Here is a 16,507-nt window from a genome sequence, read left to right as displayed (position 1 = left end):
TCCCCCGCCCCCCGCGCCGGCCGCGGGGCGGGCCCGCCCCGGCCCCCCCCCCCCCCCCCCCCCCCCCCCCCCCCCCCCCCCCCCCCCCCCCGCTCCCACAGGGTTCAGTGTTGGGTTTTGGTACCGTTTTCAGGCTCGCGGATCTTGTACCAGGCCACATACAACGCCGGCAGGAACAACAGCGTCAGCAGCGTTGCGCTGATGATGCCGCCAATCATGGCGTAGGCCATCGGCCCCCAGAACACCTCGCGGGCAATCGGGATCATGCCCAGGCTCGCCGCGGCGGCCGTCAGCAAGATCGGCCGGCGGCGGTGGTTGGTCGCTTCCATCACCGCGTCCCAAGGGGCATAGCCCTGCGCTTCGAACTCGTCGATCTGGGTGACCAGAATCACCGAGTTACGAATGATGATGCCCGCCAGCGCCAGGATGCCAAGGATCGCCACAAAGCCCATCGGCGTGCCCGTCGGCACCAGCGCCAGCACCACGCCAATCAGCCCCAGCGGCGCCACGCTGACCACCAGGAACAGCTTCTGCACGCTGTGCAGCTGGATCATCAGGAAGGTCGCCATGAGGAACAGCATCAGCGGAATGACCTTGGCAATCGGCCCCTGGGCCTTGCCGCTTTCTTCCACCGTACCGCCCGTGGCCACTTCGTAACCGACCGGCAGCTTGCTGGCAAACTCGTCGATTTTCGGCTTCAGCTCGGCCACCAGGTCGGTGGGCTGGATTTCGCCGTTGACCGAGGCCTTGATGGTGATGGTCGGCTTGCGGTCGCGGCGCCATACCAGCGGCTGCTCCAGCTCGTAGCGCACGGTGGCGAACGACAGCAGCGGGATTGAGGTGCCGTTGGGGGTGAGGATCTGCAGGTTCTGCAGGGTATCAGGCGAGCCGCGTTCGCTGTCTTCGGCACGGGCGACCACGTCGACCAGGTAGATGCTGTCGTTGACCTGGGTAATCTGCACGCCACTGACGATGCTGTTCATCACATTGGCCACGTCTTCCGACGACAACCCCAGCTGGCGCGCCTTGTCCTGGGCGATTTCCACGCGCAGCACCTTACCGGGCTCGTTCCAGTCGTAGATCATCTCGCCGATGTGCTCGTTCTGGTTGAGCAAGGTGGCCAGGTCGATGGCGTGCTTGCGCACCTCGTCGATACTGGCGCCACTGACCCGGTACTGGATCGGCCGGCCCACCGGCGGGCCCATTTCCAGCGATTGCACGTTGGTGCCGATGCCGACGAACTCTTCATGCAGGATCTTCTGCAAGCGCTCGATCATGCCCTGGCGCTCTTCGAAGCCCTTGCTGACAATCACCAGCTGCGCGTAATACGGGTTCTGCAGCTGCTGGTCGAGCGGCAGGTAGAAGCGGATGGCACCCTGGCCAATGTAGGTGCTCCAGTGCACCAGGTCAGGGTCGTCCTTGATCCGTGCCTCGAAGCGGTCGACCACCTTGCGTGTCTCTTCGATCGAAGCGTTTTGCGGCAGGTTGAGGTCAACCAGGATCTCCGGGCGGTCCGACGAGGGGAAGAACTGGTTCTGCACGAAGCGCATGCTGAACAGCGACAGGGCAAACAGCAGGATGGTACCGATGATGGTCAGCCAGCGATGGCGCATGCACCACAGCAGCCCGCCCTCGAACGCCCGGCCGACCCGCCCGGGCTCGGCTTCGTGGGCCTTGAGCTTGCTGCTGCTGAGAATGTGCACCCCCAGCACCGGGGCGAAGAACACGGCGACGATCCATGACACCAGCAAGGCCACGGCAATGACCGCGAACAAGGTGTAGGTGTACTCGCCCGCGGAGCTGGCGTTGAGGCCGATCGGCACAAAGCCGGCCACCGTCACCAGGGTACCGGTGAGCATCGGGAAGGCGGTGGAGGTATAGGCAAAGGTTGCCGCCTGCTCCTTGGTCTCGCCCATCTCCAGCCGCGTGACCATCACCTCGACGGTGATCATCGCATCGTCCACCAGCAGGCCTAGGGCAATGATCAGCGCGCCCAGCGAAATGCGCTGCATGGTGATGCCGCTGTACTCCATGAACACGAACACCATGGCCAGCACCAACGGAATCGAGCAGGCCACCACCAGCCCGGCACGCATGCCAAGGCTGACGAAGCTTACCGCCAGCACGATCACCACCGCTTCGAACAGCGCGCTGGTGAAGCCGCCAACCGCCTGCTTGACCACCACTGCCTGGTCCGACACGGTGTGCACGCCAACGCCAATCGGCAAATCCTGGATCACCTGGTCCATGCGCTTTTTCAGCGCGGCACCAAATACCTGCATGTTGCCGCCCGCCTTCATGCCAATGGCCAGGCCAATGGCGGCCTGGCCGTTGTAGCGGAACATCGGTGACGGCGGGTCGACATAGCCGCGCTCGATGTCAGCGATATCGGCCAGGCGGAAGAAACGGTCGTTGATCTTCAGGTTGACGGTTTGCAGGTCTTTTTCCGAGGCGAACTGCCCGGAGGTACGCACCGAGATGCGCTCCGGCCCGGCCTCGATCACCCCGGCCGGGGTAACCGCGTTCTGCGCCTGCAGGGCCTGCATGACCTGGCGCTGGTCAATGCCCAGGGCCGCCAGCTTGCGGGTGGAGAAGTTCAGGTACAGCACTTCATCCTGGGTGCCGATGAACTCGATCTTGCCGATGTTGGGCACATCGCGTACTTCGGCCCGCGCCTGCTCAACGTAGTCACGCAACTGGCGCAGGGTCAGGCCGTCGGCAGTAAAGGCGTAGATCGAGCCGAACACGTCGCCGAATTCGTCGTTGAACCCCGGTCCCTGGATACCGGCGGGGAACTGGCCGCGGATGTCCTGGATTTTCTTGCGTACCTGGTACCAGATTTCCGGGATGTCCTTGGCCTTGGTGGTATCACGCAGGTACACATAGACCGTGGATTCGCCGGGGCGGGTGTAGCTCTTGGTGTAGTCGAGCGAGTCGAGTTCCTCGAGCTTTTTCTCGATACGGTCGGTGACCTGGTACAGGGTTTCGTCCTGGGTCGCACCGGGCCAGCGGGTCTGGATGACCATGGTCTTGATGGTGAACGACGGGTCTTCTTCACGGCCCAGGTTGAAATAGGAAAAAATCCCCATCAACAGGCCGACGAACATCAGGTACCAGACGAACGATTGATGCTTGAGTGCCCAGTCGGATAGGTTGAAGCCGCCTTTCATTGCGCATCCTCGTCGAAGGTGACCTTCTGGCCAGGCTTGAGGCTGTTCACGCCCGCAGTCACCACGCGCTCACCGGGCTGCACGCCGGCGGCCAGGACGATGCTGTCGGACGTGCGGTCGATCAGGGTGACGTCACGGGTATCGACCGTTTTCTGCCCGGTATCGATCACCCACACCTGGGTCTTGCCGTCACGTTCAAGCAAGGCACTCAAGGGCAGCTCGCTGCGCGGGGACACTTGCGAAGTCAGGGTCACACTGACCGCGGTGCCCAGGTGGAACGCTGCCGGGGTGCTTGCCAGGGTCAGGCGTGCACGGCGGGTACGGGTGGTGGGGTCGGCCTGCGGCTCCAGCTCGCGCAGGGTGGCGGTGGTGTTGATGGTGGGGTCGAGCTGCGAGGCGACGGTGAAGGTCAGGTCCTTGTTCAGTTGCTCGGCCAGGCCGATCGGCAGGTCGATCACCGCCTCCTTCACGTCGGGCCGTGCCAGGGTCACCACGGCCTGGCCGGCAGTGACGGTTTGCCCGGCTTCGGCCTGCCAGGCGGTGATTACCGCTGCGTGGTCGGTGCGCAGGGTGCTGTAGTCCAGCTGGTCACGGGCCTGGCTGAGCGCAGAGCGCGCCTGCTCCAGCGCGGCACTGGTGGTTTTCAGGTTGGTCTGGGCGATATCCAACTGCGCCTGGGCACCGACGCCTCGGTCATACAGCTGTTGCTGGCGGCGGGCATCGGCCTGGGCGTTGATCCATTGCGCCTGCACCTTGGCCAGGTCGCCTTCGGCGGCACGCAGCTGGTTCTGCTGGTCGGTGGGGTCCAGCGTGGCCAGTGTGTCGCCCGGCTTGACCTGGGCGCCCACATCCAGCCAACGGCGGGCAATACGCCCGCCAACCCGGAAGCCCAAGGTGCTTTCGAAGCGCGCTTCGATATTGCCGGCAAAACGGCCCAGCTGCGACTGCACCTGGGGTTCTACCGTCACCGACAGCACCGGCCGGATCGGTTCCGGAGCTTGTTCCTCGCTCCCGCAGGCGGCCAGCAGCAGGCCGGCCGACAGCATCAGCAGGCGCTTCATAGCGCACCCCCTTGGGCCTTGGAATCGACCTTCTGCACCTGCATGCCGGGGTGCAGTAACTGGCTACCCGTGACCACCACGGTCTCGCCAGCCTGCAAGCCGCTGGCGACGACGATCTTGCCGGTCAGGTAACGGCTGACCTCGACCTTGCGCAGCTCGACCTTGTCGCCCTCGCCCACGACCCACACGGCAGGCTCATGCAGGGCCTTGGTCAACGCCGACCACGGCAGCTCGATGCTCGGCCGCCCCACGGCATTGGTGCTGGCCGTTACCGGTGCACCCAGCTGCATGCCCGCTGGCACGTCCTTCAGGGCCACCTTGACCTGCACCGTGCCACTTTGCGCCGACACGGTGGGGGTGATTTCGCGGACAAAGCCGTGTGCCTGGATCTTGGGGTCGTCCAGCAGGCTGACGATCACACCGGCGTCGCTGGGCGGTGCCACCAGCAAGGATTCATAGACGTTGAACACTGCATCGCGATCACCATCGACGGCCAGGCCGAAGATCGGCATGGTCGCCTGCACCACCTGGCCCACTTCGGCCTGGCGCTCGGTAATGACCCCGGCGGCTTCGGAAACCAGCGCGGTATAGCTGAGTTGTTCGTTGGCATTGGCCAATTGCGCCTGGGCGGCCTTGAGTGCGCTCTGGTTGCTGCGCAGCGCAGCTTCGGCGGAATCGTATTCGCTCTGGCTGGTGTAGCCCTTGGGCAGCAGTTTTTGCTGGCGCACGAAGGCAGCGCTGGTCTGGGTAACCCGCGCCTGCGCGGCGAACACCTCGGCCTTGGCCGAGTTGACGTTGTTTTGCAGGTCCTTCGGGTCCAGGCGTGCCAGCACCTGGTTGGCTTTTACGTGATCACCCACATCGACGCTACGGGAAATGATCTTGCCCCCCACGCGGAACGACAAGTCGGTCTGCACCCGTGCTTGCACATCGCCCGTCAGGGTGACCCTGGCAGCGAAATCGGTGGGTTGGACCTGTTGCACACCAACCCGAGGCAGCGTCTCGGGGACCTCTTCCTTGCTACAGCCGGTGAGCATGTACAGCAGCCCCAGGCAAACGACCGACAGCGGACGTATCAACGCCATGCTGGCTCCTTGCTTGCGCACAAATGATTTGTGGGATGCGACTGTGAGCGTAGTTCAGGGTTCGATAAACATCACTGACGGGGATCAGTTCGGCATTGTCGGCGCCTGTGCGGGCCTCTTCGCGGGCACGCCCGCTCCCACAGGGAGAGCGCAGGTCTGGAGGCTTGTGCAGTACCTGTGGGAGCGGGCGAGCCCGCGAAAGGGCCGGCACAGCCAAGCACATGCTTCAGTTATATCCGGAAACCATCAACCACCGGGCCACCCCGCTTCAGCCACTACTTTCAAAGGGAGGTTCAACTTCAAGGAAGATCACAATGCCGTTAGCCGAATCCCACCTGCTACGCCGTGGGCGCTTTTCCGAGCCGGGCAGGCTCTACCTGCTGACTACCAAAACACATCTGCGCCTGCCACTGTTCCATGACTTCGACCACGCTCGCCTGGTGGTCAGACACCTGCGGGTTTCTGATGACATTGAGGACTGCCGGTCGCTGGCCTGGGTAGTGATGCCCGACCATCTGCATTGGCTGATCGAGTTGAAGGAAGTGGCATTGGGAGCGCTGATGCGCAAATTCAAATCACGCACTGCCATTGCATTGCGCAAGGCAGGTGTCAGGCATAAGCCGATATGGCAACCGGGATACCACGACCATGCGCTGCGACGGGAAGAAAGTGTGGTGCATGTGGCCCGGTACATCGTTGCCAATCCCTTGAGGGCTGGGTTGGTCAGGAGTGTCCGGGATTATCCACACTGGGATGCGGTATGGCTTTGAATCGGTGTTGGGGCCTTCGCGGGCTTGCCCGCTCCCACAGGGAGAGCGCAGGCCTTGAGACTTGCGCTGTACCTGTGGGAGCGGGCAAGCCCGCGAAGGGGCCGGGTCAGGCGGACGCAGCCACCTGCGCCGGGCGCTTGACCTGCGGCTGCGAAGCATTGGCCGCAGCGCCTTCTTCGATGGCCTGCTGAATCGCCCGGCGGCGATTCTCTTCGGCACGGCGGCTGAAGAACCAGACAAAGAAGGTCACCAGCGAGACCGACAGCAGAATCAAACTGGCCACGGCGTTGATCTCTGGCTTCACACCCAACCGCACCGCCGAGAACACTTCCATCGGCAAGGTGGTCGAACCCGGGCCGGACACAAAGCTGGCCAGTACCAGGTCATCCAGCGACAGGGCGAACGACATCATGCCGCCCGCCGCCAGCGATGGCGCGATCATCGGGATGGTGATCAGGAAGAACACCTTCCACGGCTTGGCACCCAGGTCCATCGCCGCTTCCTCGATCGACAGGTCCAGCTCACGCAGGCGGGCCGACACCACCACCGCCACATACGCCGCACAGAACGTGGTGTGGGCGATCCAGATGGTGACGATGCCGCGCTCCTGCGGCCAGCCGATCATCTGCGCCATGGCCACGAACAGCAGCAACAGCGACAGACCGGTGATCACCTCGGGCATGACCAGCGGTGCGGTGACCAGGCCACCGAACAGCGTGCGGCCCTTGAAGCGGGTGACCCGGGTCAGCACGAAGGCCGCCAGGGTACCCAGCGCCACCGCCGCCACCGCCGTGTAGCAGGCGATTTCCAGCGAGCGCATCACCGAACCCATCAGCTGGGTGTTGTCGAGCAGGCCAACGTACCACTTCACCGACCAGCCGCCCCACACCGTCACCAGCTTCGAGGCGTTGAACGAGTAGATCACCAGGATCAGCATCGGCAGGTAGATGAACAGCAAGCCGAGCACCAGCATCAGCTTGGAGAAACTGAAGCGTTTCATGCGCGGCCCTCCATCTCTTTGGCCTGGCTGCGGTTGAACAGCAGGATAGGCACGATCAGGATCGCCAGCATCACTACCGCCAGCGCAGATGCCACCGGCCAGTCACGGTTGTTGAAGAACTCTTGCCACAGCACTTTACCGATCATCAGGGTTTCCGGGCCGCCGAGCAGTTCCGGAATCACGAACTCGCCCACCACCGGGATGAACACCAGCATGCAACCGGCGATGATGCCGTTTTTCGACAGCGGCACGGTGATCTTCCAGAAGCTGTTGAAGGTGCTCGACCCCAGGTCCGAAGCCGCCTCCAGCAACGCCGGGTCATGCTTCACCAGGTTGGCGAACAGCGGCAGGATCATGAACGGCAGGTACGAATAGACCACGCCGATGTACACCGCCAGGTTGGTGTTGAGGATCTGCAGCGGCTGGTCGATCAACCCGGTCCACATCAGGAAGCCGTTGAGCAGGCCGTTGTTGCTGAGGATGCCCATCCAGGCATAGACGCGGATCAGGATCGCGGTCCAGGTCGGCATCATGATCAGCAGCAGCAATACCGTCTGCGTCTCCTTCTTGGCGTTGGCGATGGCATAGGCCATCGGGAAGCCGATCAGCAGGCACAGCAGGGTGCTGAAGAAGGCCATCTTCAACGAACCCAGGTAGGCCGAGAGGTACAGCTCATCCTCGGTCAGCAGGCCGTAGTTGGCCAGGTTGAGTACAAGCTGGATCTTGTCTTCGACGTAGCTGTAGATCTCGGTATACGGCGGGATCGCCACGTCGGCTTCGGCGAAGCTGATCTTCAGCACGATGAAGAACGGCAGCATGAAGAACAGGAACAGCCAGATGAACGGCACGCCGATCACCACATGCCGCCCCTGCGGGGTCAGGCGCTGGAAGGCTCGCTTGAGCTTACGCAGTTTCATGACCGCAGTACCACGCCGCTGTCGTCTTCCCACCACACGTACACTTCATCGCCCCAGGTCGGTCGGGTGCCCTGGCGCTCGGCGTTGGCCACGAACGATTGCACGACCTTGCCGCTCGGCAGCTCCACGTAGAACACCGAGTGGCCGCCCAGGTAGGCGATGTCATGGACCTTGCCGCGCGACCAGTTGTGCTCGAACTCTGGCTGGCTGGTTGTCACCAGCAGTTTTTCAGGGCGCAGTGCGTAGGTGATGTGCTTGTCTTCGACCGAGGTGGTGATGCCGTGGCCCACGTAGATCTTGCGCTCCAGCTCGGGGCTGGCAATGATCGCGTGGCCTTCGGCATCATCAACCACATCGCCTTCGAACAGGTTGACGTTACCGATGAACTCGCACACCAGGCGGCTGGTCGGCGTCTCGTAGATATCCACCGGCGAACCGATCTGGGCGATCCAGCCCAGATGCATGATGGCGATGCGCTGGGCCATGGTCATGGCCTCTTCCTGGTCGTGGGTCACCATCACGCAGGTCACACCCACGCGCTCGATGATCTCCACCAGTTCCAGCTGCATCTGCGAACGCAGTTTCTTGTCCAGTGCACCCATCGGCTCGTCGAGCAGCAGCAGCTTGGGGCGCTTGGCCAGCGAGCGGGCCAGGGCCACACGCTGACGCTGGCCACCGGACAGCTGGTGCGGCTTGCGCTTGGCGTACTGGGTCATGTGCACCAGCTTGAGCATCTCGGCCACGCGGGCGTCGATCTCGGCCTTGGGCATCTTGTCCTGCTGCAGGCCGAAGGCGATGTTCTGCGCCACGGTCATGTGCGGGAACAGCGCATAGGACTGGAACATCATGTTGATCGGCCGCTCGTAAGGCGGCATGTCGGTGATGTCGACGCCATCGAGGAAGATCCGCCCTTCAGTCGGGCGCTCGAAGCCGGCCAGCATGCGCAGCAAGGTGGACTTGCCGGAACCGGAGCCGCCCAGCAGGGCGAAGATCTCGCCCTTGCGGATTTCCAGGGACACATCGTCCACGGCTACGGTTTCGTCGAATTTTTTCGTAACCCGGTCGATCTTGACCAGCACCTGCTTGGGTTGCTGGCCACCCTCGAGGGCTTTTTTATAGGCACCGGAGGCAACTGCCATGAGTGAAACTCCCAACAAGATTTTTGTGCCCGCGCGGCCTGTATTCCAGGTACCGCAGCGGGTCTGGATAATTACTTGCCCGACTTGACCTTGGTCCAGCTACGGGTCATCAGCCGTTGCACCTTGGGTGGCAACTCTGAGTTCACGAACATCTTGTCCAGCACTTCCTGCGGTGGGTAAACCGCGGCGTCAGTCCTCACGGCCTGGTCCATCAGGTCGCCAGCCTTGGGGTTCGGGTTGGCGTAACCGACGTAATCACTGACCTGGGCGATAACCTCAGGTTTCAGCAAATAGTTGATGAAGGCATGCGCCTCTTTCACGTTTTTGGCGTCCTTGGGAATCGCCAGCACGTCGAACCAGAGATTGCCGCCTTCCTTGGGAATGGCGTAGGCCAGGTTCACGCCCTTCTTCGCTTCTTCAGCGCGGGCCTTGGCCTGGAACACATCACCCGAGAAACCTGCCGCGACGCAGATGTCGCCGTTGGCCAGGTCGGTGATGTACTTGGACGAGTGGAAGTAGGTCACGTACGGGCGCACGGCCAGCAGCTTCTGCTCGGCCTTGGCGTAATCCTTGGGGTCGGTGCTGTTGGGGTTGAGGCCCATGTAGTTGAGTACCGCGGGGAGCATTTCGTCCGCCGAGTCGAGGAAGGCTACACCGCACTTGGAGAGCTTCTTCATGTTCTCGGGTTCGAACAGCACGGCCCAGGAGTCGATGGTGTCCACGCCCAGCGCGGCCTTGACCTTGTCGACGTTGTAACCGATGCCGTTGGTGCCCCACAGGTAAGGCACCGCGTACTGGTTGCCCGGGTCGTTCTTTTCCAGGCGCTTCATCAACGCCGGGTCGAGGTTGGAATAATTGGGCAGCAGGTTCTTGTCGAGCTTCTGGAACGCGCCCGCCTTGATCTGCTTGCCGAGGAAATGGTTGGACGGCACCACCACGTCATAGCCGGTGTTGCCGGCCAGCAGCTTGCCTTCCAGGGTTTCGTTGGAGTCGAACACGTCCTGCACGGGCTTGATGCCCGTGGCTTTCTCGAAGTCCGCGAGCGTGGTCGGGCCGATGTAATCGGACCAGTTATAGAAGTGCACCGTTGGCGCCGCTTGGACGCTGCATGCCAGCGTCAGGCCCGCGCCAGCCAGCAAGGCCTTGCGGAATACAGAAATAGACAAGTGGGTGGTCCTCACAATCAGTGCCTGGGTAGCGACAATGCTGCCGCACACGCAAAACCGGCGCGCAACTTACCTTCGCAGCTTCGATGCCGCAATCATCAATTGCCTTTCACTGGCTCTGGGCCGGAAAACCCCGGCCCAGAGGTGCCGCATCGGGGTTACTTGCCCGACTTGATCTTGGTCCAGCTGCGGGTGATCACACGCTGTACCGAAGCATCAGGCGCAGCGATTGCGTACAGCTGCTTCTTCACGTCGGCTGGCGGGTAGATGCTCGGGTCGCTGGTGATGTCCTTGTCCACGAACGGTGTAGCGGCAGCGTTGCCATTCGGGAAGCGTACGGCGTTGGTGATTTCAGCCATGATTTCCGGCTGCATCAGGAAGTTCATGAACTGGTAGGCAGCGTCTTTATGCTCGGCATCCTTGGGGATGGCGACCATGTCGTAGAAGGTACCGGCACCTTCTTTCGGAATGATGTAATCCACTTTGACCTTGTCGCCGGCTTCGTGGGCGCGGGCCTTGGACTGCTCCAGGTCACCCGAGTAACCGACGGCCACGCAGATGTTGCCGTTGGCCATGTCGCCGATGTACTTGGACGAGTGGAAGTAGGTGATCGAAGGACGGATCTTGAGGAACAGGTCCTCGGCAGCCTTCAGGTCTTCTTTCTTGGTGCTGTTGCTTGGCAGGCCCAGGTAGTGCAGCGCAGCCGGCAGCATTTCGGTCGGGGCATCCAGGAAGCTCACACCGCAGCTTTTGAGCTTGGCAATGTTCTCAGGCTTGAACACGGCATCCCACGAGTCGATGTGGTCCACGCCCAGCGCGGCCTTGACCTTCTCCGGGTTGTAGCCGATGCCGATCGAGCCCCACATGTACGGGAAGGCGTGCTTGTTGCCATTGTCGCTGGCATCGCCCACGGCCTTGAGCAGGTCCGGGTCGAGGTTTTTCCAGTTTGGCAGCTTGGTGCGGTCCAGTTCTTCGTACACGCCAGCCTTGATCTGCTTGGCCAGGAAGTTGTTGGACGGCACCACGATGTCGTAACCCGATTTGCCGGCCAGCAGCTTGGCTTCGAGGGTTTCGTTGCTGTCGAAGACGTCGTACTTGACCTTGATACCGGTCTGCTTCTCGAACTTGGCGATGGTGTCCGGAGCGATGTAGTCCGACCAGTTGTAGACATTCAACACTTTGTCTTCAGCCTGTGCAGCAGTAGCCATGGCACCCATCAGGGCTGCGGCCAGCAACGTCTTGCCCATTTTATTCATGCGTCATGCTCCAGATTTTTTTGATTAGCCATCCGTTCAGCAGCCAGGTCCCGCAGTACACGCGTTTGGGCGACTGAAGCAGCCGCTAGTCTGGCAAGTTACAAGGCCCTGTTTCAAGGAAAGCAGGGCCATGTAACGACTTAATGTCACATCGCTAGCCTAGCAGGTGCTCAGTTGATCGCTTCGAGGGTGAGGTCCAGGCACTTGCGGGCCTTTTCCACCAGCTCGTCGATCTCCGCGTGGCTTATCACAAGCGGCGGCGCGATGATCATGGTGTCGCCCACCGCACGCATGATCAGGCCGTTCTCGAAGCAGAAGTTACGGCAGATCATGCCTACGCCCTTGCCTTCGTAACGGCTGCGGGTGGCCTTGTCCTTGACCAGCTCGATCGCACCGAGCAGGCCCAGGCCGCGTACCTCGCCCACCAGCGGGTGGTCCTGCAGCTCACGCAAACGCTTTTGCAAATACGGTGCCGCTTCGGTGCGCGCCTTCTCGACAATTTTCTCGTCGCGCAGGATGCGCAGGTTTTCCAGGCCCACGGCGGCCGCCACCGGGTGCCCGGAGTAGGTGAAACCGTGGTTGAAGTCACCGCCTTCGCTGATCACCTTGGCCACGGTGTCACGCACGATCACACCGCCCATGGGGATGTAACCGGAAGTCAGCCCCTTGGCGATGGTCATCAGGTCGGGCTTGAGGCCGTAGTAGTCGGCGCCAAACCACTCGCCGGTGCGGCCGAAACCGCAGATCACTTCGTCGGCGACGAACAGGATGTCGTACTTGGCAAGGATCTCTTTCACCTTCGGCCAGTAGGTCTCAGGCGGGATGATCACGCCGCCCGCGCCCTGGATCGGCTCGGCGATGAAGGCGGCAACGTTGTCTTCGCCGACTTCGAGGATTTTCTGTTCCAGCTGCTCGGCGGCCCACACACCGAATTCATCCGGGGTCATGTCGCCGCCTTCGCCAAACCAGTACGGCTGCGGGATGTGCACGATACCCGGGATCGGCAGGCCGCCCTGCTCGTGCATGCCACTCATGCCGCCCAGGCTGGCACCGGCCACAGTAGAGCCGTGGTAGCCGTTGATGCGGCCGATGATGGTCTGCTTCTGTGGTTTGCCTTTCAGCGCCCAGTAGTGGCGGACCATGCGCAGCACGGTGTCGTTGCCTTCGGAGCCGGAGCCGGTGAAGAACACATGGGTCATGCCCTCTGGCGCCACGTCGGTGATCGCTTTGGCCAGCTCCAGCGCAGGCGGGTGGGCGGTCTGGAAGAACAGGTTGTAGTAGGGCAGCTCGCGCATCTGCTTTTCTGCCGCCTGCACCAGCTCTTCACGGCCGTAACCGACCGCCACGCACCACAGGCCGGCCATGCCGTCGAGAATCTTGTGCCCCTCGCTGTCCCACAAATGCACACCCTGGGCCTTGGTGATGATGCGCGGCCCCTTCTCTTTCAGCTGCTTGTAGTCACTGAAAGGTGCGAGATGGTGCTCCCCGCTCAGGGTTTGCCATTCACGGGTTTGCGGGTTGTTGACGCTCATGTGCTTCTCCGTTGTTCGACAGCCGCGCTCCAGCGGCACCAAGGTTGATCAGACAGCGAACAGCAGGAACTCACGCTCCCAGGAACTGATGACACGCTTGAAGTTTTCGTGCTCGGCGCGTTTGGTGGCGACGTAGCCGGTAATGAATTTCTTGCCCAGGTACTGCACCAGCGCACGGCTGTTTTCCATGCGTTCCAGGGCGTCTTCGATGGTCAGCGGCAAGCGCAGGTTGCGGCGCTCATAGCCACGGCCCTGTACGGGCGCGCTGGCTTCGATGCCTTCGACCATGCCGATGTAGCCACACAGCAGGCTGGCGGCGATGGCCAGGTACGGATTGGCGTCGGCGCCCGGCAGGCGGTTCTCGACCCGGCGGCTTTGAGGGCCGGCATCCGGTACGCGCAGGCCGACGGTGCGGTTCTCTTCGCCCCACTCCACGTTAACCGGCGCCGAAGTGTCGGGCAGGAAGCGACGGAACGAGTTGACGTTGGGGGCGAACAGCGGCAGCGCCTCGGGGATGAACTTCTGCAGGCCACCAATGTGGTTGAGGAACAGCTCGCTCATGCTGCCGTCTTCGTTACTGAAGATGTTCTTGCCGGTGGCCACGTCGACCACGCTCTGGTGCAGGTGCATGGCACTGCCCGGCTCGCCGGTCATCGGCTTGGCCATGAAGGTGGCGGCCACGTTGTGCTTGAGCGCAGCTTCGCGCATGGTGCGCTTGAACACGAGGATCTGGTCGGCCAGGTGCAGGGCGTTGCCGTGACGGAAGTTGATTTCCATCTGCGCCGTGCCGTCTTCGTGGATCAGTGTGTCCAGGTCCAGCTGCTGCAGTTCGCACCAGTCGTAGACGTCTTCGAACAGCGGGTCGAATTCGTTTGCAGCTTCGATCGAGAACGACTGGCGGCCGGTTTCCGGGCGCCCCGAACGGCCAACCGGCGGTTGCAGGGGGAAGTCCGGGTCTTCGCTGCGCTTGGTCAGGTAGAACTCCATCTCGGGCGCCACAATCGGCTGCCAGCCCTTGTCGGCGTAGAGTTTCAATACCTTCTTCAGCACGTTGCGCGGCGACAGTTCGACCGGGTTGCCCTTCTTGTCGTAGGTGTCGTGGATCACCTGGGCAGTCGGCTCGATGGCCCACGGCACCAGGAACACGGCGTTCTCGTCGGGGCGGCAGATCATGTCGATGTCGGCCGGGTCGAGCAGTTCGTAATAGATGTCGTCGTCGACGTAGTCGCCGGTCACGGTCTGCAGCAGCACGCTCTCGGGCAGGCGCATGCCTTTTTCGGCGATAAATTTGTTGGTAGGCGAAATCTTGCCGCGCGTGATGCCGGTCAGGTCACTGATCATGCATTCGACTTCGGTGATCTTGTGCTCTTTCAACCAATCGGTGAGCTGGTCGAGGTTGTTACTCATAAATACCTCAGGAGGTAAGGTGGTCCGCGACTTGATTCTGGATGGTGTAGGTTGCTAAAGCAAAAACACCCGCGCAGAGCCACAGTGGATACACTGAAAACAGCTGTATCCGTAATGAGTTCGATAGGCAGAAAGACGAAGCGAAAGGCGGCAAGCCGCTACGAGGGCGTGTCCGGGTACGCCAAACGTCAATTATTGCGGCCAGGGCGGCCACGCCATTGACGAAGCTTGCAAAAACGGCGGAGGTACCCGATGGCACTGCGCAGGCAGTGCTTTCAGGTCGCGGCAAGCGGACCATGTGACCCTCGTATTATTGTGTTTTGGGTTGAGACCGAGCTTAGCCTTGTTCATTTTTTTACACAACACCTGCGTAAAAAATAAAACACGGCACGCTTGAGATAGCCCTTCACAGGTGAAATAGCGGATAATGGCACGCCCCGATATGCAGCAAATCTGCCGTAGATGTGCCATTTCAGGGCATCATGGGGTTGGCTTGACATCAGTTGGGCTTTTCGATTGACTGGTCTTGCAAGCCCCCCTTGATTGATATTTTTAACAACAAAGGTGTTGCATCATGTCGGTACCCCCGCGTGCCGTTCAGCTTAACGAAGCGAACGCGTTCCTTAAGGAACATCCTGAGGTTCTCTACGTTGACCTTCTGATTGCAGATATGAATGGTGTGGTGCGTGGCAAGCGCATTGAGCGCACCAGCCTCCACAAGGTTTACGAGAAAGGCATCAACCTGCCGGCCTCCCTCTTCGCCCTGGACATCAACGGTTCCACCGTCGAAAGCACCGGGCTGGGTCTGGATATCGGCGATGCCGACCGCATCTGCTATCCAATCCCCGACACACTCTGTAACGAACCGTGGCAAAAGCGCCCTACCGCCCAGCTGCTGATGACCATGCACGAGCTGGAAGGCGAGCCGTTCTTCGCCGACCCGCGTGAAGTGCTGCGCCAGGTGGTGAGCAAGTTCACTGACATGGGCCTGACCATCTGCGCCGCGTTCGAGCTGGAGTTCTACCTGATCGACCAGGAGAACGTGAATGGCCGCCCGCAGCCACCACGCTCGCCTATTTCGGGCAAGCGCCCGCAGTCGACCCAGGTGTACCTGATCGACGACCTCGATGAATATGCCGACTGCCTGCAGGACATCCTCGAAGGCGCGAAGGAACAAGGCATCCCGGCCGACGCCATCGTCAAGGAAAGCGCCCCGGCGCAGTTCGAAGTCAACCTGCACCACGTGGCCGACCCGCTCAAGGCCTGCGACTACGCGGTACTGCTCAAGCGCTTGATCAAGAACATTGCGTACGACCATGAAATGGACACCACCTTCATGGCCAAGCCCTACCCGGGCCAGGCAGGCAACGGCCTGCATGTACACATTTCCGTGCTGGACAAAGATGGCAACAACATCTTCACCAGCGAGGATCCCGAGCAGAACGCCGCGTTACGTCACGCTGTCGGCGGTGTGCTCGAGACCCTGCCCGCGTCCATGGCGTTCCTTTGCCCGAACGTCAACTCGTACCGCCGCTTTGGTGCGCAGTTCTATGTACCGAACGCGCCAAGCTGGGGCCTGGACAACCGCACCGTGGCCCTGCGCGTGCCGACTGGCTCGGCGGACGCCGTGCGCATCGAGCACCGCGTGGCCGGTGCCGACGCCAACCCGTACCTGATGATGGCTGCTGTGTTGGCCGGTGTGCACCATGGCCTGACCAACAAGATCGAGCCGGGCGCCCCGATCGAAGGCAACTCGTACGAACAGCTGGAGCAGAGCCTGCCGAACAACCTGCGCGATGCCCTGCGCGAGCTGGACGACAGCGAGATCCTGAACAAGTACATCGATCCGAAGTACATCGACATCTTCGTCGCGTGCAAGGAGAGCGAGCTGGAGGAGTTCGAACACTCGATCTCCGACCTCGAGTACAACTGGTACCTGCATACCGTGTAATCAAAAACGCCGCCCCTAAGGGCGGCGTTGTTGTTTGAGATCGGTGTCGCCTG

At 61.7% G+C, this 16,507-nt stretch carries 12 protein-coding genes; 2 read left to right on the top strand and 10 right to left on the bottom strand.

Going from position 1 to position 16,507, the window contains the following annotated elements; genetic code table 11:
• Window positions 1-104: 104 nt before the first annotated feature.
• From ACIQUI_RS03650 to ACIQUI_RS03640, 3 genes are read right to left on the bottom strand one after another with little or no spacing between them, the layout of a single operon-like run.
• A complete protein-coding gene (locus ACIQUI_RS03650) occupies window positions 105-3,170 on the bottom strand; it encodes an efflux RND transporter permease subunit (RefSeq protein WP_403195024.1) in 3,066 nt (1,021 codons plus the stop codon).
• The gene (locus ACIQUI_RS03645) at window positions 3,167-4,231 is read right to left on the bottom strand and encodes an efflux RND transporter periplasmic adaptor subunit (RefSeq protein ID WP_403195023.1); all 1,065 of its coding nucleotides are present in this window, start codon (window positions 4,229-4,231) and stop codon (window positions 3,167-3,169) included. Before ACIQUI_RS03645 ends, ACIQUI_RS03650 begins: the two co-directional genes overlap by 4 nt.
• Complete coding sequence (locus ACIQUI_RS03640; RefSeq protein WP_403195021.1) at window positions 4,228-5,316, bottom strand: efflux RND transporter periplasmic adaptor subunit; 1,089 nt, start codon at window positions 5,314-5,316, stop codon at window positions 4,228-4,230. Before ACIQUI_RS03640 ends, ACIQUI_RS03645 begins: the two co-directional genes overlap by 4 nt.
• 314 nt (window positions 5,317-5,630) lie before the next feature.
• On the opposite strand from ACIQUI_RS03640, the gene ACIQUI_RS03635 reads away from it, so the two are divergent.
• Entirely contained in the window at window positions 5,631-6,086 is a 456-nt protein-coding gene (locus ACIQUI_RS03635) for an REP-associated tyrosine transposase (protein WP_403195019.1), read from the top strand.
• A gap of 106 nt (window positions 6,087-6,192) precedes the next feature.
• On the opposite strand, the gene ACIQUI_RS03630 is transcribed toward ACIQUI_RS03635, so the two are convergent.
• The 7 genes from ACIQUI_RS03630 to ACIQUI_RS03600 form a co-directional block, all read right to left on the bottom strand.
• Window positions 6,193-7,086, bottom strand: a complete 894-nt coding sequence (locus tag ACIQUI_RS03630) for an ABC transporter permease subunit (protein WP_403195017.1) — start codon at window positions 7,084-7,086, stop codon at window positions 6,193-6,195.
• Window positions 7,083-8,003: an ABC transporter permease subunit gene (locus ACIQUI_RS03625; protein WP_201201200.1), complete on the bottom strand. Its 921-nt coding sequence runs from the start codon at window positions 8,001-8,003 to the stop codon at window positions 7,083-7,085. The genes ACIQUI_RS03630 and ACIQUI_RS03625 overlap by 4 nt, the downstream gene beginning before the upstream one ends.
• A complete protein-coding gene (gene potA / locus ACIQUI_RS03620) occupies window positions 8,000-9,142 on the bottom strand; it encodes a polyamine ABC transporter ATP-binding protein (protein ID WP_403195015.1) in 1,143 nt (380 codons plus the stop codon). Before potA ends, ACIQUI_RS03625 begins: the two co-directional genes overlap by 4 nt.
• Before the next feature lie 71 nt (window positions 9,143-9,213).
• Entirely contained in the window at window positions 9,214-10,308 is a 1,095-nt protein-coding gene (locus ACIQUI_RS03615) for a polyamine ABC transporter substrate-binding protein (RefSeq protein ID WP_201201196.1), read from the bottom strand.
• Window positions 10,309-10,466: 158 nt separating this feature from the next.
• Complete coding sequence (locus ACIQUI_RS03610; RefSeq protein ID WP_403195012.1) at window positions 10,467-11,564, bottom strand: polyamine ABC transporter substrate-binding protein; 1,098 nt, start codon at window positions 11,562-11,564, stop codon at window positions 10,467-10,469.
• A gap of 170 nt (window positions 11,565-11,734) precedes the next feature.
• The gene (locus ACIQUI_RS03605; RefSeq protein ID WP_403195010.1) at window positions 11,735-13,096 is read right to left on the bottom strand and encodes an aspartate aminotransferase family protein; all 1,362 of its coding nucleotides are present in this window, start codon (window positions 13,094-13,096) and stop codon (window positions 11,735-11,737) included.
• 48 nt (window positions 13,097-13,144) lie between these two features.
• Complete coding sequence (locus ACIQUI_RS03600) at window positions 13,145-14,503, bottom strand: glutamine synthetase family protein (RefSeq protein ID WP_391130567.1); 1,359 nt, start codon at window positions 14,501-14,503, stop codon at window positions 13,145-13,147.
• A 574-nt stretch (window positions 14,504-15,077) separates the two neighbouring features.
• Here ACIQUI_RS03600 and ACIQUI_RS03595 point away from each other — a divergent pair.
• Window positions 15,078-16,454, top strand: a complete 1,377-nt coding sequence (locus tag ACIQUI_RS03595) for a glutamine synthetase family protein (protein WP_014592784.1) — start codon at window positions 15,078-15,080, stop codon at window positions 16,452-16,454.
• The last annotated feature ends 53 nt before the right edge of the window (window positions 16,455-16,507 follow it).

The sequence above is a fragment of the Pseudomonas sp. NPDC090592 genome (assembly GCF_044769185.1).
Lineage (GTDB): Bacteria > Pseudomonadota > Gammaproteobacteria > Pseudomonadales > Pseudomonadaceae > Aquipseudomonas.
The sequence above is the reverse complement of the archived record's forward strand: the minus strand, read 5'-3'. Positions and strand labels throughout refer to the sequence as shown.

Excerpts from the sequence above, each read along its gene's own strand:
- ACIQUI_RS03630 (WP_403195017.1), bottom strand. The coding sequence starts at position 7,086 with ATGAAACGCTTCAGTTTCTCCAAGCTGATGCTGGTGCTCGGCTTGCTG.
- potA (WP_403195015.1), bottom strand. The coding sequence starts at position 9,142 with ATGGCAGTTGCCTCCGGTGCCTATAAAAAAGCCCTCGAGGGTGGCCAG.
- ACIQUI_RS03645 (WP_403195023.1), bottom strand. The coding sequence starts at position 4,231 with ATGAAGCGCCTGCTGATGCTGTCGGCCGGCCTGCTGCTGGCCGCCTGC.
- ACIQUI_RS03635 (WP_403195019.1), top strand. The coding sequence starts at position 5,631 with ATGCCGTTAGCCGAATCCCACCTGCTACGCCGTGGGCGCTTTTCCGAG.
- ACIQUI_RS03595 (WP_014592784.1), top strand. The coding sequence starts at position 15,078 with ATGTCGGTACCCCCGCGTGCCGTTCAGCTTAACGAAGCGAACGCGTTC.
- ACIQUI_RS03650 (WP_403195024.1), bottom strand. The coding sequence starts at position 3,170 with ATGAAAGGCGGCTTCAACCTATCCGACTGGGCACTCAAGCATCAATCG.
- ACIQUI_RS03605 (WP_403195010.1), bottom strand. The coding sequence starts at position 13,096 with ATGAGCGTCAACAACCCGCAAACCCGTGAATGGCAAACCCTGAGCGGG.
- ACIQUI_RS03640 (WP_403195021.1), bottom strand. The coding sequence starts at position 5,316 with ATGGCGTTGATACGTCCGCTGTCGGTCGTTTGCCTGGGGCTGCTGTAC.
- ACIQUI_RS03610 (WP_403195012.1), bottom strand. The coding sequence starts at position 11,564 with ATGAATAAAATGGGCAAGACGTTGCTGGCCGCAGCCCTGATGGGTGCC.
- ACIQUI_RS03625 (WP_201201200.1), bottom strand. The coding sequence starts at position 8,003 with ATGAAACTGCGTAAGCTCAAGCGAGCCTTCCAGCGCCTGACCCCGCAG.
- ACIQUI_RS03600 (WP_391130567.1), bottom strand. The coding sequence starts at position 14,503 with ATGAGTAACAACCTCGACCAGCTCACCGATTGGTTGAAAGAGCACAAG.